Origin of the sequence: Methyloceanibacter sp. (assembly GCF_035650995.1) — a bacterium.
GTDB lineage: Bacteria > Pseudomonadota > Alphaproteobacteria > Rhizobiales > Methyloligellaceae > Methyloceanibacter.
On the sequence record NZ_DASRGO010000152.1, the window covers coordinates 1 to 14,879 of the forward strand.

Here is a 14,879-nt window from a genome sequence, read left to right on the forward strand (position 1 = left end):
CGGGTGCGCGACGGCAAGGTCACGATCCGGCCCATTGCGGGCACGCGGCCGCGTGGAACGACGCCGGAGGAAGACAAGGCGCTTGCCAAGGAGCTGCTCAACGACACGAAAGAGCGGGCCGAACACCTGATGCTGCTCGACCTCGGCCGCAACGACGTGGGGCGCGTCGCGGAAGTCGGCAGCGTGCGCGTCACCGACTCCTTCTTCCTCGAGTATTACAGCCAAGTCATGCACATCGTGTCGAATGTCGAAGGCAAGCTCGCCGCCGACCACGATGCGGTCGATGCGCTGATGGCCGGATTTCCCGCCGGCACGGTCTCGGGCGCGCCGAAGGTGCGGGCGATGGAGATCATCGACGAGCTCGAAGACGAAGCGCGCGGTATCTACGCGGGCTGCGTCGGCTATTTCTCGGCGGACGGCAACATGGATAGCTGCATCGTGCTCAGGACCTCGGTGGTGAAGGACGGCGTCATGTATGTGCAAGCAGGAGCCGGCGTGGTCGCGGATTCCGTGCCCGAGCGCGAGCAGGCCGAATGCGTAAGCAAGGCGCGCGCCCTGTTCAAGGCGGCAGACGAGGCGGTGCGGTTCGCCTCACGCGCGAAGCGCGGCCAATAATAGGCGGAGGCGAAGAGACATGCTGACGCTCGTTCTTCTTCGCCATGCCAAATCGAGCTGGAACAATCCGACCCTTCCCGATCAGGATCGTCCGCTCGCCACCCGCGGCGCCAACGATGCCCCTCTGATGGGCCGGGCCATGGCCGAGCGCGGCATCGATCCCGACCTTGTGCTCTGCTCGTCGGCGCGGCGCACGCGCGACACGCTCGCGCTCGTGCTGCCAGAGCTCAAGGTCGAGCCCGAGGTGGTCTACAGGGATGAGCTCTACCATCCGAGCCCGATGGAGATGCTCGGACTGTTGCACGAGGTGCCGGCGAGCGCGAGCCGCCTCCTCATGGTCGGCCACAACCCCGAGCTTCAGGCCTTTGCACTTAATCTCGTGGGCTCGGGCCCGAAGCATTACCGGGACAGGATGCGCGAAAAATATCCGACGGCGGGGCTCGCGGTGATCAACTTTCCGAGCGGTAGCTGGAAAGGGGTTGACCTGGGCAGTGGCACCCTCAACCTGTTCCTTTCGCCCAAGGAGCTGCGAAAATAGGCCGTGAGCGCCCGGAAATCTTGACGGCGCTGGCATGCCAAGCGTAACACCGGTCCATGCTCACGCTGATCGACAATTACGACAGCTTCACCTACAACCTCGTCCACTTCCTCGGCGAATTGGGCGCCTCCACGCGCGTTTACCGCAACGATACGGTGACGGTCGACGAGGTGCTGTCCGAGGGACCAGAAGCGATCGTGCTTTCGCCGGGCCCATGCGATCCCGACCGGGCCGGCATCTGCCTCGAGCTCATCTCGCGCGCAGGACCGGTTGTGCCCATTCTAGGGGTCTGCCTCGGCCATCAGGCGATCGGTCAGGCCTATGGCGGCCGCGTGGTGCGCGCCCCGACCCTGATGCACGGCAAGCTGTCAAAGGTGCGGCATACCGGCAAGGGCGTGTTCGCCGGCCTCCCCCAGAACTTCTCGGCCACGCGCTACCATTCGCTCGTGGTCGAGCGCGCAAGCCTCCCAGACGATCTCGAGATCACGGCCGAGACCGCTGACGGGGTCATCATGGGCCTCCAGCACAAGCGCTATCCCGTGCATGGGGTGCAGTTCCATCCCGAGAGTATCGCCTCGGAGCACGGCCACCAGTTGCTGGCCAATTTCCTCGATCTTGCGCGTGTGGAGCGGCGCGCGAGAGGGGCCGGTCAAAGAGAAGCGGTCGGTGCCGTCTAGCGTAAAGACGCCGAGCGTCGAGCGCGCCGGGACCGCTCCGGAAGCGCGCGAAGATCAAAAGGCGCAGCTTGCCGCCGCCATCGGCAAGATCGCCGCAGGCCAGACCCTCACCCAGCTGGAGGCGGCGCAAGCCTTCGACATCATCATCTCCGGCGCGGCAACCGACGCCCAGATCGGCGCCCTGCTGATGGGCATGCGCGTCCGCGGCGAGACGGTGGATGAGATCGCGGGAGCAGCACGCGCCTTGCGGGCGGCGGCCGTGCCGGTGAAGGCGCCGGAAGGAGCGATCGACACCTGCGGAACCGGAGGCGATGCGAAGGGGACGCACAATATCTCCACCTGTGCCGCGTTCGTGGTGGCCGGGGCCGGTGTTCCCGTCGCCAAGCACGGCAACCGGTCGATTTCGTCGCGCTCAGGCTCGGCGGACGTGCTTGCCGCGCTTGGCGTCGAGATCGAATGCTCGCCCGAAACCATCGCCCGTTGCATTGCTCAGTGCGGGCTCGGCTTCATGTTCGCTCCAGCGCATCATCCGGCTATGCGTCATGTTGCCAAGGTGCGCAACGAACTCGGGATCCGCACCATCTTTAATCTGATCGGTCCTCTGACCAACCCCGCAGGGGCTAGGTATCAGTTGGTGGGCGTCTTCGGCGAACAATGGATCGAGCCGATCGCCCGCGTGCTCGGGCTGCTCGGCGTCGAGAGGGCCTGGGTCGTGCACGGGTCGGACGGGCTAGACGAATTGACCACAACCGGCATCAGCCACGTGGCGGTGCTCGATCGCGGCAAGGTGTCGACCTTCAAGATGTCGCCGCGCAATGCGGGTCTGCCCGAGGCGAGGCCGGAAGACCTCGCGGGAGGCGATGCCGTGGAGAATGCCGCCCATATCCGCGCGGTGCTCCAGGGCAATCGCGGGCCGCTCCGCGACATCGTGCTGCTCAACGCCGCGGCGGCGCTTCTCGTCGCCGGCAAGGCGGGTTCGCTCCGCGAGGGGGTCGAGCTTGCCGCCGAATCGATCGACAGCGGCAAAGCCAAGGCTGTTCTCGATGCGCTCGTCGAATTCAGCCATGCTAATGTCTGAGCCATGTCCGAAGTGCTCGACAGGATCCTGAGTTACAAGCGTGAGGAGATCGCCGCCGCGAAGCGCGCGGTGGACATCGGGACGATGGTCGAGCGCGCCAAGGCCGCGCCGCCGGTCCGTCCCTTTGCCCAGGCGCTCAGGTCGCGGATCGCGCTCGGACGCTTCGCGCTCATCGCCGAAATCAAGAAGGCGAGTCCGTCGAAAGGATTGATCCGCGCCGATTTCGATCCGCCGACGCTCGCCCGCGCCTATGAGCAAGGCGGCGCGGCCTGCCTCTCGGTTCTGACCGACACCCCCTCCTTCCAAGGAGCGCCTGAGTTTCTCACCGCCGCGCGCGCGGCGAGCAAGCTTCCCGTGTTGCGCAAAGACTTCATGATCGATCCCTACCAGGTGATCGAGGCCCGCGCGTGGGGCGCGGACTGCATCCTCATCATCATGGCGGCGGTCGACGATCCTACCGCGCGCGAACTTGCGGCCGCGGCTCAGGCGCTCGGCATGGACGTCCTCGCCGAGGTGCATGACGAGGCCGAGCTTGAGCGCGCGCTTGCCCTCGACACGCAGATGATCGGCATCAATAACCGCGATCTCAAGACCTTCGCCACCACGCTTGCCACGACCATGCGGCTTGCGCCGCTGGTGCCGAGCGATCGACTCGTGATCGCCGAAAGCGGCATCTTCACGCACGCCGACCTCGTGCGGCTCGCCGCGGCCGGCGTTCGCGCCTTCCTGGTCGGGGAGAGCTTGATGCGCCAGCACGACGTCGCGGCGGCAGCACGGGCGTTGCTCGGTGAATCGAACGCAGCAACGCGGACCGAGGCAGCCCAATGAAGGCGCGGCTCAGTCATCTCAATGAGAAGGGCGAGGCGCGCATGGTCGATGTCTCGGCCAAAGAGGTGACGAAGCGGACGGCGATCGCCGAGGGCTTCGTCTCCATGGCGCCCGCGACGCTCGATCTCATCCTCGCCGGCAAGGCGGAGAAGGGCGACGTACTCGCGACCGCGCGCATCGCCGGGATCATGGCGGCGAAAAGAACGCATGAATTGATCCCGCTTTGCCACCCCCTGCCGCTCACGCAGGTAGCCATCGAGTTCGAGCCGTCGCGCGATCCGCCTGGCTTGCGCATCGAGGCCACTGCCAAGGTCGATGCCAAGACCGGGATCGAGATGGAGGCGCTCACCGCGGTCGCCGTCGCCTGCCTCACCGTTTACGACATGTGCAAAGCGGTCGACCGGTCGATGTCGTTCTCAGGCATTCGCCTGCTCGAGAAGACCGGCGGCCGCTCGGGCCATTTCAAACGCTGATGGCACTCCTTGCCGTTGAGGAAGCCCTCGCCCGTGTGCTTGACGGGCTTTCGCCGCTCGAGGCCGAGCGGGTGGCGATCGAGAACGCGCATGGGCGCGTGCTCGCCGAAGACCTTGTCGCGCGGCTGACCCAGCCTCCCTTCGATGCTTCCGCCATGGACGGCTACGCTGTCAGGAGCACCGACGTCGCATCGCTCCCGGCGAGGCTTCGGGTGGTTGGTGTCGCCGCGGCCGGAGCGGGTTTCAAGCAGCGGCTCGGTTGGGGTGAGGCCGTGCGCATCTTCACCGGAGCACCGGTGCCCGAAGGGGCCGACACGATTGTCATCCAGGAGAATGCCGAGGAAGCGAACGGTGTGGTGACCATCAAGGAAGCCGCGCCGGAGCGTCACATCCGTCCGCGCGGCCAGGACTTTCGCGAAGGCGAGGCGCTGCTTTTTGCCGGCATGCGGCTTGGGCCGCGCGCGCTGATGCTCGCCGCGGCCATGAACCACGCCGAGCTTCTCGTCAGACGCAAGCCCAAGGTTGCGATCCTTGCCACGGGCGACGAAGTCGCCCCGCCGGGCTTCGAGCTTGGGCCCGATCAGATCGTCTCCTCCGTTCCTTACGGGCTTGCCGCTCTGATCGAGGCGGAGGGCGGCGAGCCGATGCGGCTCGGCATCGCCAAGGACGACGTGGAGAGCCTAGTTACGCTCGCCCGCTCGGGCAAGGCGGCGGATATTCTCGTGACCATCGGCGGGGCCTCGGTCGGCGAACGGGACCTCGTCGCGCGCGCTCTCGCCTCGGAGGGGCTCAAGCTCGAATTCGCCAAGATTGCCATGCGGCCGGGGAAGCCGCTGCTTTACGGCCGGCTCGGAGTTCAGCGGGTGCTCGGTTTCGCCGGGAACCCCGTCTCGGCGCTCGTCTCGGCACACGTCTTTCTGCGCCCGATGCTCCGGCGGCTGCTTGGGCGTGCCGAGAGCAAGCGCCCGCTGCCAGAGGCTTTAGCCGGGATGACGCTCAAGGCCAACGGCGAGCGTCAGCACTATATGAGGGCCATCTCCGAGTGGCGGGAGGACGGGACGCGCATCGTCAGCCCCCTCGCCTCGCAAGATTCCGCCCTCTCGGCCGATCTTGCCCGGGCCGACTGCCTGATCGTGCGCGAGCCTTTGGCTCCGGAACTGCCATGCGGCAACCGCGTGCGCATCATTCCGCTCGATTCCGATTAAGACCCCGGAAACCCGAATCACGCCAGCCAAGCGGATGGAGAAGGGCGCCCGACAGCAGCATATCGGGCATTCCTGCTTGCAGAACACAAACAGAACAGATAAAGTGTTCATGATTTGTACGGCGGCGTCGGCGACCGGCGCGGCCTTCAAGGGGACCAGGTTCAGACCGCTCTAGACGAGGATCAGATGCTCACACCGAAGCAGAAAGAGCTTCTCATGTTCATCCATGAGCGGTTGAAGGAGACGGGCGTTCCTCCCTCCTTCGACGAAATGAAGGAAGCGCTCGACCTCAAGTCGAAATCGGGCATCCACCGGCTCATTACCGCGCTCGAGGAGCGGGGTTTCGTGCGCAGGCTGCCGCACCGCGCCCGCGCCATGGAGATCGTGCGCCTGCCAGAGTCGGTGCCACAGGGCCTTGCCCAGCGCGCCCGCGGCTTTTCGCCTAGCGTCATCGAGGGGAGCCTGGGGCGCGTGCCGCAGGTCGCAGAGGGCGACGTCCCGCCTCAGACCGTCAGCGTGCCGCTCATGGGCCGGATCGCGGCTGGCGTGCCGATCGAGGCGATCCAGAACCGCATGAGCACCATCGAAGTGCCGCCCGAGCTGCTGTCCAAGGGCGAGCATTATGCGCTCGAGGTGAAGGGCGATTCGATGATCGATGCCGGCATCCTCGAGGGCGACACCATCATCGTGAAACGCTGCGACGACGCCAATAACGGCGATATCGTCGTGGCGCTCGTCGACGAGGCGGAAGCGACACTGAAACGCTTGCGCCGGCGCGGCGATTCGATCGCGCTCGAGGCGGCAAATCCCGCTTACGAGACGCGCATCTTCGGGCCGGATCGCGTGCGCGTTCAGGGGCGGCTCGTGGGGCTCATCCGCCGCTACTAGGCCCTCGCCCGCTATTCTTCGGGGGTACCGTCCAGGCGCCTGCCGTGAGCGCCCCCCTCGCTGCTATCCGCATCGGGTGTCGATTATGGCGTGCTGACAACCGCTCGGTCGGGCACCCAGGGCCGGCGTCCACGGGCGCTCGCCACCGACACGGCGCGGATCGAGAGACCTTCAATATAAAGCGCTTGCGCCCCGCCCGCTTTGAGCGCTCGCCGGTCAACGATCACGCGCGCCGCGCGGCATCTTTTACTCACGGTGAAGGGCGCGATGACGATGTCGGCCGTGCGGCAATCTTCCTCGAGAGCGGCCGGGTCGCGGATCAGTGCCACGAGCTTGCCCTTGACCGTTCCGATGCAACCCAAGAGGTCGCATCGAAAGGCGCCTGCCGCGCCGTCGCTCGATGCCGTGCTCGCATCCCGTTCGTCGCCGTCGGCGAGGAGCCAATTGTCGACGCTGTAGCTCGCGGCGGTGGCCGGCGGAATGACGAGATTGCCGCTTTCGGACCTGAGCGCCGCTGTCGCGCCGTCGCGGTCGATAAGCACGTCAGGCCGTGTCGAGGGAGGGGCAAGAGCAAGACCGAAAGCGGCAATGACGAGACCGAGCGCGCGCGTGCCGGTCTGCCAGAGACAGAGCCACAGGAGGCCGAGGACGATCAGCACGAGTGCCGCGCCTGAGATTTGCGGGAGCACGGTGACGGCGCCCGGCCAGCTTGCGACCCACTTGCCGATCCACACCATCGCGGCGATGCCGAGGCCCATGGCCTTCAACGGCCAAGCCTCGATGCCGAACGGCATGGCGACCAGCGCGAGCAGTGCCATGGGCATGATCAGGAAGCTCACGATGGGCGCGGCCAGCAGATTGGCGATCAGCCCATACTCGGTCATGCGATGGAAGTGATAGACGGCGAAGGGCGCAATGGCAGCGCTCGCCACGAGCGTGGTGAGGGCGGCGCCTCCGACCAAGGCCCCTCCCCTGTGCAGCGCTCGCCAGAGTGGGCTCACGTCGCCGAGGCGCTCGCGTCTTCGCGCGGCGAGCCATTCGTAGAGCGCGACAAGCGCTACCACGGCGGCGAACGACATCTCGAAGCTCGGGTCGAACAGCGATTCCGGCGAGACGACAAGGATTAGCAGTGCGGCTAGCGCGACATTGCGCATGGTCAGTGCCGGCCGGTCGAGCATCACAGCCACGAGCATGATGCTCATCATGATCCAGGAGCGTACGGTAGGCACGGAGGCACCGGAGAGTGCGAGGTAGAACGTGGCCGCGGCAAGCGCGGCGGCAGCCGCCCATTTCTTGATGGGATAGTTGAGCGCAAGGTGCGGCCAGAGTGCGAGCAGCGCACGCACGAGCCAGAACACGGTGCCAGCCATGATCGCCATGTGCAGGCCGGAGATCGAGAGGATGTGCGCGAGACCTGAGTCGCGCATCGTCTGCTTCGTCTCCTCCGAGATGCCTCCCTGCTCGCCGGTCACGAGCGCGACCGCGATCTCTCCCGCCTCGCCGGGGATCGCGGCACGAATGCGCGTGTTGATAGCGACGCGCAAGCGATCGACGGCGCTCCAGGCGGCGATATCCCAAGGTGGCCGAGGCGCATCCGCGACCCGCTCGACCTTGCTCGTGGCGTAGCCCGTGCCGCCGAGGCGGGCGAACCAGGCTTGGCGCGCGAAATCGAAGCCCCCGGGCTCGACCGGCTCGGGTGGCGGCTGGAGCGTTGCCTGAAGCGTGACGAGCAAGCCCGTCTTGTCGATGACATCCCCCTTGGCGGGGAGGGTCACGCGCACGCGGTAGGGGCGCTCGGAAGGTTGCAGGTCAGCGAGGCTCACGACCCGCAAGGTGACTCGGGCCCTCCCCTTGTCGCGAAGCTCATGCTGTTCGATGAAACCCCTCACCGGCACATAGCGAAGCTCATGCGAGAGCACCGGCGCACGCACCATCTCGGTGCGAAGCTTGGCGTCGGCAAAGCCGAGCGCGAAAGCAAGCCCAGCTCCGCCGATGGCAAGTCCGAGCGGCGCCGAACGAAGCGCGAGACAAAGCCCGAGCGCACCCAGGACGAGTGCAGCGGCAACACGTAAGCCCGGCTCGTCGTCGAGCGCGAAATACGTGACGATGCCGCCCGCGAACAGGACCGGGATCCAGACGAACCAGCGGTCGGCTTCGCGTTCGAGCGCGCGCCCTGCAGCAGAGAGGATAACGAGGATCAGGCCGTCCCGGCCTTTGCGGGGCCGGTAACCCTCCACATCGAGGTCGTCGTTTCCCGGACCGCCCATGGCCGAGCCCGCAAGCCGGCAGTCGCGCTCCTCCCGCGCTCGCCCTTACCCCGCACCCGGCCCCATGTTACATGACGCCCGCATCAACCCCTAGCCCCAGAGGAAGTCTCGCCGCGGCCTATGAGCGACAACAAAGTCATCACGCGTTTTGCCCCCTCGCCAACCGGCTACCTGCATATCGGCGGCGCGCGCACGGCGCTGTTCAATTGGCTGTATGCCAAGCACACCGGCGGCAAGATGCTGCTGCGCATCGAGGATACCGACCAGGCGCGTTCGACCGAAGGGGCGATTCTTGCCATTCTCGACGGCTTGCGTTGGCTCGAGCTCAATTGGGACGGCGAGCCGGTCTACCAGCTTGCCCGCGCCGAGCGGCACCGCGAGATCGCCCAGAAATTGCTCGCCGAGGGCAAAGCCTATCGCTGCTACGCCAGCGCCGAGGAGTTGCAGGCGATGCGCGAGAAGGCCCGCGCCGAAGGCCGTCCAGTCGGCTATGACGGCACCTGGCGCCATCGCGATCCATCCGAGGCGCCGCCCGGCGTCGAGCCCGCCATCCGTTTCAAGGCGCCCCGCGAGGGCGACACCGTGATCGAGGATCGCGTGCAGGGGCGCGTGGTGTTCAACAACAAGGAGCTCGACGACCTGGTCATCCTGAGGAGCGACGGCTCGCCTACCTACAATCTTTCGGTGGTGGTCGACGACCACGACATGGGCATCACGCACGTGATACGCGGCGACGACCATCTCACCAACGCGGCGCGTCAGACTCAGATTTACAAGGCTCTCGGCTGGGACACTCCGGTCTTTGCCCACGTTCCGCTAATCCACGGCCCTGACGGCGCCAAGCTCTCCAAGCGCCACGGCGCGCTCGGCGTCGAGGCGTACCGCGCCATGGGCTACCTGCCGGCGGCGCTACGCAATTACCTCGTCAGGCTCGGCTGGAGCCACGGCGATGACGAGATCATGTCCACCGAGCAGATGATCGAATGGTTCGATCTCGATGCGATCGGCCGATCGGCGGCGCGGTTCGATTTCGTCAAGCTCGAGAATTTGAACGGGCATTATCTCCGCGAGACGCCGGACGCCGAGATCGTGCGCCGGCTCAAGGCGCTTGTTCCCGAGCTTCCCGATGGCGCCGCTGTCGATGCGCGCATCGGCTCTGCGGGTTGGGAGAAGATCGAGCGCGCGATGCCAGGACTGAAAGAGCGCGCCAAGACTCTCGTTGAGCTTCTCGACAGCGCGAGCTTCCTATTCGTCAAACGCCCGCTCACGCTCGATCAGTCGGCGGAGAAGCTTCTCGACCCGCAAGGGCGCGACACGATCGCGCAACTCCTTCCGCGGCTTGAGGCGGTCGAGCCCTGGACGGCGGATGTGCTGGAGACCGCCGTTCGGAGCTTTGCCGATGCGACCGGACGCAAGCTCGGCAAGGTTGCCCAGCCGCTGCGCGCCGCATTGACAGGGCGATCCACATCCCCAGGAATTTTCGACGTCCTCGACGTTCTCGGGAGGGAGGAGTCGCTTGCCCGCTTGCGCGACCAGACGACTGCAATCGAATCTGCTTAACATTTGAGCATGAAGCGTTGTTGCACTGCGGAAGCATTGGCGCGAAAATGCGGCAGTGCAAAAAAACACGGTCGCTTGGCGTTTAGGGCCGGTGTACCCAACAGGATGGTCATAGGAGCCTTTAGATGAGCGTCGCAGAAAACCTCCCGACGTCGGGCGCCGGCGAGGCATCCGTCATAATCGATGGGGCGAGATACGATCTGCCGGTCAAGAAGGGCACGCTCGGACCCGACGTCATCGACATCAACAGTTTCTACCAGGAGACGGGGCACTTCACCTACGACCCTGGCTTCACCTCGACGGCAAGCTGCGAGTCGAAGATCACCTTCATCGACGGCGACAAAGGCGTGCTGCTCTATCGCGGCTACCCAATCGATCAGCTCGCCGAGCACGGTACGTTCCTCGAGACGGCCTACCTTTTGCTCTACGGCGAGCTGCCGACCCGGGCGCAGTACGAGGACTTCAAGACCCGCATCACCAAGCACACCATGGTGCACGAGCAGATGACGCGGTTCTACACCGGGTTCCGGCGCGACGCGCACCCCATGGCGGTCATGGTCGGCGTGGTCGGCGCGCTGTCGGCCTTCTATCACGACTCGATCGACATAAAGGACCCGGCGCAGCGCGAGATGGCCTCGATCCGCATGATCGCCAAGATGCCGACCATCGCGGCGATGGCCTACAAATATTCGATCGGCCAGCCGTTTATCTATCCGCGCAACGAGCTCGATTACTCGGCGAACTTTCTCCATATGTGCTTCGCGGTGCCGTGCGAGGAGTACAAAGTCGATCCCATCCTTTCGCGTGCGATGCGACGCATTTTCATTCTGCATGCCGACCACGAGCAGAACGCCTCGACATCGACGGTCAGGCTGGCCGGTTCCTCGGGCGCCAATCCATTCGCTTGCATCTCTGCGGGCATCGCCTGTCTCTGGGGCCCGGCCCATGGCGGTGCCAACGAGGCGGCGTTGCAGATGTTGCAGGAAATCGGCACGGTGGATCGCATCCCGGAGTACATCAAGCGCGCCAAGGACAAGAACGACTCGTTCCGCCTCATGGGGTTTGGCCATCGCGTCTATAAGAACTACGACCCGCGGGCGAAGATCATGCAGAAGACCTGTCACGAGGTGCTCGAGGCGGTCGGCCACGGTGACGATCCGATCCTGAAAGTCGCGCTCGAACTCGAGCGCATCGCGCTTTCGGACGACTACTTCATCCAGAAGAAGCTCTATCCGAATATCGACTTCTACTCGGGCATCACGCTGAAGGCGCTCGGCTTCCCGACCGACATGTTCACCGTGCTGTTCGCCATCGCGCGGACGGTCGGTTGGATCGCCCAGTGGAAGGAGATGATCGAGGATCCGTCGCAGCGCATCGGACGGCCGCGTCAGCTCTATACCGGCGCGACGGAGCGCACTTACGTGCCGATGGAGGCAAGGTCCTAGGGCGCCGAGCTCTTTGTTTCCTGAGGTACGGGCTCGCCGACGAGGAAAAGGCCCTGGCGGTTGGCAGCGTCGATGGTGCGCGCGAGTTCCGCCACGAGAACCTGCCCCGCCGCGACGGCGATGCCGGCAAGCCCTGCAGCAGCGGCGCGTCTCACGGTTTCGGACCCGATCGTCGGCAGGTCGATGCGCTGTTCCTGACCTGGCTTGGGCGCCTTGACCAGAACGCCCGCCCGGCCCGGCAGGCTCACCCGGCCCGATTGGCGAAGCTCTACGATGCGCGCCAGCATGGCATCGGTGCCCTCCGCCGCTTCAACGGCCAGGACGTGGCCTTTGGCGATTACGGCTGCCTGCCCGATGTCGAGATGTCCGAGCGAGGCGACGACGCGGAAACCGAGTTCGATATCGGCGCGATCCTCCCCGGAAGGAGCTTTGTCGCCCAAGATGCCCACGCCGACGAGAAGATCGGGCAGCACTTCCTCGGGGCCGTGCACCCGGTACCCTTTCTGTTCGAAGAAATCGACGATGCGCGAGAGGATGTTGTCGTCGCCGCCTTTGCCAAGGCTTAAGAGGAAGGGCAGGTGTTTGACTGCGGTAAAATCGAACTTGACGTTTGCGAGGTCAGGCCGGTTAACGCCGCCGACGATGACGAGATCGCGGCAACCGTGGTCATCGAGCGCACCGAACAGCTTGCCTAGTTCGCCCCACTTCATCCAGGTATGGGAAAAGCGCTCGATTTCGTCGCTCGCCTCGCCGCGGATGCCGACGATATGAACCGGGAGCCCGCGCGCGGTCGCCGCCTCCGCCAGCAGGCAAGGAAGCGGCCCCCTTCCCGCTACAATTCCAAGCGGTCCGTCGATGTGCCGCTTCGAGCGATCTCCCCGCTCCGGGACATCATCTGTTCGGTGTCGCGACATTGATGGGCACGCAGAACGAGCGCTCCGAGTCGGTCTTCATGAAGTCGATGACCTGTCGTACGAGGGCGTTGGACCCGAACATGCTTTCAACGTCTTCAAGCCGCTCTTTCAAGGTCCCGTCGTTCGAGAACAGCATGCGATAGGCCTGCCGCAACTCGTGGATCTGCTCGCGCGGAAAGCCGCGGCGCTTCAGCCCGATAATGTTGAGACCGCACAAATTGGCGCGGTTGCCGATCGCCATGCCGAAGGGGATCAGGTCTGCGCCGATACCTGACATGCCGCCGACGAAGGCGTAAGCGCCGATGCGTACGTGCTGATGCACGGCGGAGAGACCGCCGAGGATAGCGCCGTCGCCGACCGAAACATGTCCGGCGAGCGTGGCATTATTGACCAGCGTGACGTTGTCGCCGACCTCGCAGTCGTGAGCGATATGCGAGCCGATCATCAAGAAGCAACCGGACCCGACCTTGGTGGTCATGTGGCCGCTCGCGGTGCCCGGATGGATGGTCACGTGCTCGCGAATGATGGTCTTGGTGCCGACGACGATGGTGCTCGGCTCGTCGCGGAATTTCACGTCCTGCGGCGCCTTGCCGAGACAGACGAAAGGATAAACCTGACACTCGGGGCCGAGCGTAACGCGCCCGGCGATCACGACATGAGAATGGATAACCGTGCCCGCGCCGAGCTCCACGTCCGGTCCGATCACGCAAAACGGACCGATCTCGACGTTCGGCCCAAGTTTCGCTCTTGGGTCGACCAGGGCGGTCGCATGGATGTTGGTCATGCTTGCTCGGGGGTGTCCACGATCACGGCGCTGACCTCGGCTTCGGCCACAAGTTGGCCCTCGACATGCGCCTGGGCGCGAAAGCGCCAAACGCGACCGCGGTTGCGCATCTTCTGGACGTGGTAGTGCAGGGTGTCGCCCGGCACCACCGGCCTACGGAACCTCGCTTTGTCGATGGCCATGAAATAGACGAGCGGAGGTTCCTCGAACTTCTCGAGGTGGCGCATGCAGAGCGCGCCGGCAGTCTGCGCCATGCCTTCGATCAAAAGCACGCCGGGCATCACGGGATTGCCGGGAAAATGACCCTGGAAGAACGGCTCGTTGGCGGTGACGTTCTTGATGCCGATGGCCGAACGGTCGCCATCCATTTCGATGATCCGGTCGACGAGAAGGAACGGATAGCGATGCGGCAGAAGCTTGAGGATATCGACGGCCTCCGCCCTCCCCAGACTCGCCTTTGTTCCGCTCTCGTTCATTCGTTCAGGCTCCCGTGGCGAGGTCCGGCCTACTCGCCGGGTATGTCTTCGCCCTGATCAAGCTTCAAGTCCTTACGTTCGGCGAGCTTGCGCAACAGCGTAAGCTCGCGAAACCACAATCGAACCGGTTTGGCGGGCGTCCCTCCCCAACGCGAGCCGGGGGGTACGTCGCCGCGCACATTACTGCTCGCAGCTATCTGTGCGCCAGTCCCGATCTTGACGTGCCCGACCACCCCTACTTGGCCCCCGAGGGCTACGAAATCGCCAAGCTCGGCGCTTCCTGAAATACCGGTCTGGGCCACGATGACGCAATGCCTACCAACGACCACGTTGTGCCCGATCTGCACGAGATTATCAATTTTTGTACCCTCGCCGATTACGGTATCGCGCAAGGCTCCGCGGTCGATGGTGGTGTTAGAGCCGATTTCCACGTGGTCCTGGATAATCACGCGGCCGATTTGCGGCAGTTTCAGGTGCCCGCGCGGGCCCATAGCGAAGCCAAATCCGTCCTGACCGATGGCGGCGCCGGCGTGGATGATGACATGGTTGCCCACCAGCGCATGCGTCACGGAGGCGTTGGGGCCGACGAAGCAGTCGCGCCCGATATACACGCGGTAGCCGACGACGGCGCCAGCGGCGATCTTTGTGCCGCTGCCAATTCGGGCTTCCCGACCGATGATGGCGCCAGGCTCGATGGTCGCGCCAGATTCGATGACGGCGCTCGGATGGATGAGACCGGCCGATCTGACCGATGCGTCTTCGATCGCAACCTTGGGTCTTAAGGCCTGAGGATAAAACAGGGTCAGCGCCTTGGCAAAAGCCCGGTAAGGCTCAGGCGTGATCAGGCGGGCAACCCCGACTGGCGCCTGAGAGGCAAATTTCGGGGAGACGAAGCAGGCGCTCGCCCCTGTCTTGGCGAAGACCGGCAGATATTTGCGGTTGTCGAGAAAGGAAAGGTCGCCCTGTCCAGCGCTGTCGAGCGGTTTCACGTCCTTGATGAGCAAGTCGGAGTCGACGCCGTCTGCCAACCTCGCCTCGCCCGCCGCGGCAATGGCACTCAAGGAAAACGGGCCGGCGCGCTCGTAGAAACCCGGATGTTCCATCAAAATCCCAGCGGGCAAGCCCCGCGTC

The 14,879-nt window shown here is 65.0% G+C and carries 15 protein-coding genes; 10 read left to right on the top strand and 5 right to left on the bottom strand.

What is annotated here, in order from left to right:
• The 8 genes from VFB18_RS11280 to lexA all read left to right on the top strand — a co-directional run.
• On the top strand, positions 1-615 hold a 615-nt coding region (locus tag VFB18_RS11280), incomplete at its 5' end, for an anthranilate synthase component I family protein (protein ID WP_324975060.1).
• A gap of 19 nt (positions 616-634) precedes the next feature.
• On the top strand, positions 635-1,153 hold the full coding sequence (locus tag VFB18_RS11285; RefSeq protein ID WP_324975063.1) for a histidine phosphatase family protein: 519 nt from the start codon (positions 635-637) through the stop codon (positions 1,151-1,153).
• 56 nt (positions 1,154-1,209) lie between these two features.
• Positions 1,210-1,830 carry an aminodeoxychorismate/anthranilate synthase component II gene (locus VFB18_RS11290; RefSeq protein WP_324975066.1) on the top strand — a complete coding sequence of 207 codons (621 nt, stop codon included), beginning with the start codon at positions 1,210-1,212 and terminating at the stop codon, positions 1,828-1,830.
• Positions 1,831-1,909: 79 nt separating this feature from the next.
• Positions 1,910-2,908 carry an anthranilate phosphoribosyltransferase gene (gene trpD, locus VFB18_RS11295; protein WP_324975177.1) on the top strand — a complete coding sequence of 333 codons (999 nt, stop codon included), beginning with the start codon at positions 1,910-1,912 and terminating at the stop codon, positions 2,906-2,908.
• Positions 2,909-2,911: 3 nt separating this feature from the next.
• Positions 2,912-3,736, top strand: coding sequence for an indole-3-glycerol phosphate synthase TrpC (trpC, locus tag VFB18_RS11300; protein ID WP_324975069.1), 825 nt, complete (start codon positions 2,912-2,914; stop codon positions 3,734-3,736).
• Entirely contained in the window at positions 3,733-4,209 is a 477-nt protein-coding gene (moaC, locus tag VFB18_RS11305) for a cyclic pyranopterin monophosphate synthase MoaC (RefSeq protein ID WP_324975074.1), read from the top strand. The genes trpC and moaC overlap by 4 nt, the downstream gene beginning before the upstream one ends.
• Complete coding sequence (gene glp / locus VFB18_RS11310) at positions 4,209-5,414, top strand: gephyrin-like molybdotransferase Glp (protein WP_324975077.1); 1,206 nt, start codon at positions 4,209-4,211, stop codon at positions 5,412-5,414. The genes moaC and glp overlap by 1 nt, the downstream gene beginning before the upstream one ends.
• Positions 5,415-5,600: 186 nt before the next feature.
• Positions 5,601-6,302, top strand: a complete 702-nt coding sequence (gene lexA / locus VFB18_RS11315; protein ID WP_324975080.1) for a transcriptional repressor LexA — start codon at positions 5,601-5,603, stop codon at positions 6,300-6,302.
• A gap of 83 nt (positions 6,303-6,385) precedes the next feature.
• Here lexA and VFB18_RS11320 read toward each other — a convergent pair whose 3' ends face one another.
• Complete coding sequence (locus VFB18_RS11320; protein ID WP_324975083.1) at positions 6,386-8,569, bottom strand: ComEC/Rec2 family competence protein; 2,184 nt, start codon at positions 8,567-8,569, stop codon at positions 6,386-6,388.
• A 120-nt stretch (positions 8,570-8,689) separates the two neighbouring features.
• Here VFB18_RS11320 and gltX point away from each other — a divergent pair, with 120 nt between their 5' ends.
• Entirely contained in the window at positions 8,690-10,129 is a 1,440-nt protein-coding gene (gene gltX, locus VFB18_RS11325) for a glutamate--tRNA ligase (protein ID WP_324975086.1), read from the top strand.
• 125 nt (positions 10,130-10,254) lie between these two features.
• Complete coding sequence (gltA, locus tag VFB18_RS11330; RefSeq protein ID WP_324975089.1) at positions 10,255-11,574, top strand: citrate synthase; 1,320 nt, start codon at positions 10,255-10,257, stop codon at positions 11,572-11,574.
• Here gltA and VFB18_RS11335 read toward each other — a convergent pair.
• Genes VFB18_RS11335 through lpxD form a run of 4 tightly spaced genes read right to left on the bottom strand, consistent with a single transcriptional unit; the run spans position 11,571 to position 14,851 of the window.
• Positions 11,571-12,488, bottom strand: a complete 918-nt coding sequence (locus VFB18_RS11335) for an LpxI family protein (RefSeq protein ID WP_324975092.1) — start codon at positions 12,486-12,488, stop codon at positions 11,571-11,573. The two genes, gltA and VFB18_RS11335, sit on opposite strands and share 4 nt — an antisense overlap.
• Complete coding sequence (lpxA, locus tag VFB18_RS11340) at positions 12,466-13,272, bottom strand: acyl-ACP--UDP-N-acetylglucosamine O-acyltransferase (RefSeq protein ID WP_324975095.1); 807 nt, start codon at positions 13,270-13,272, stop codon at positions 12,466-12,468. The genes VFB18_RS11335 and lpxA overlap by 23 nt, the downstream gene beginning before the upstream one ends.
• Positions 13,269-13,748 (bottom strand): 3-hydroxyacyl-ACP dehydratase FabZ, encoded by a 480-nt coding sequence (fabZ, locus tag VFB18_RS11345; RefSeq protein ID WP_324975097.1) that lies wholly within the window; start codon positions 13,746-13,748, stop codon positions 13,269-13,271. Before fabZ ends, lpxA begins: the two co-directional genes overlap by 4 nt.
• A gap of 29 nt (positions 13,749-13,777) precedes the next feature.
• Complete coding sequence (gene lpxD, locus VFB18_RS11350; protein ID WP_324975100.1) at positions 13,778-14,851, bottom strand: UDP-3-O-(3-hydroxymyristoyl)glucosamine N-acyltransferase; 1,074 nt, start codon at positions 14,849-14,851, stop codon at positions 13,778-13,780.
• Positions 14,852-14,879: the final 28 nt, after the last annotated feature.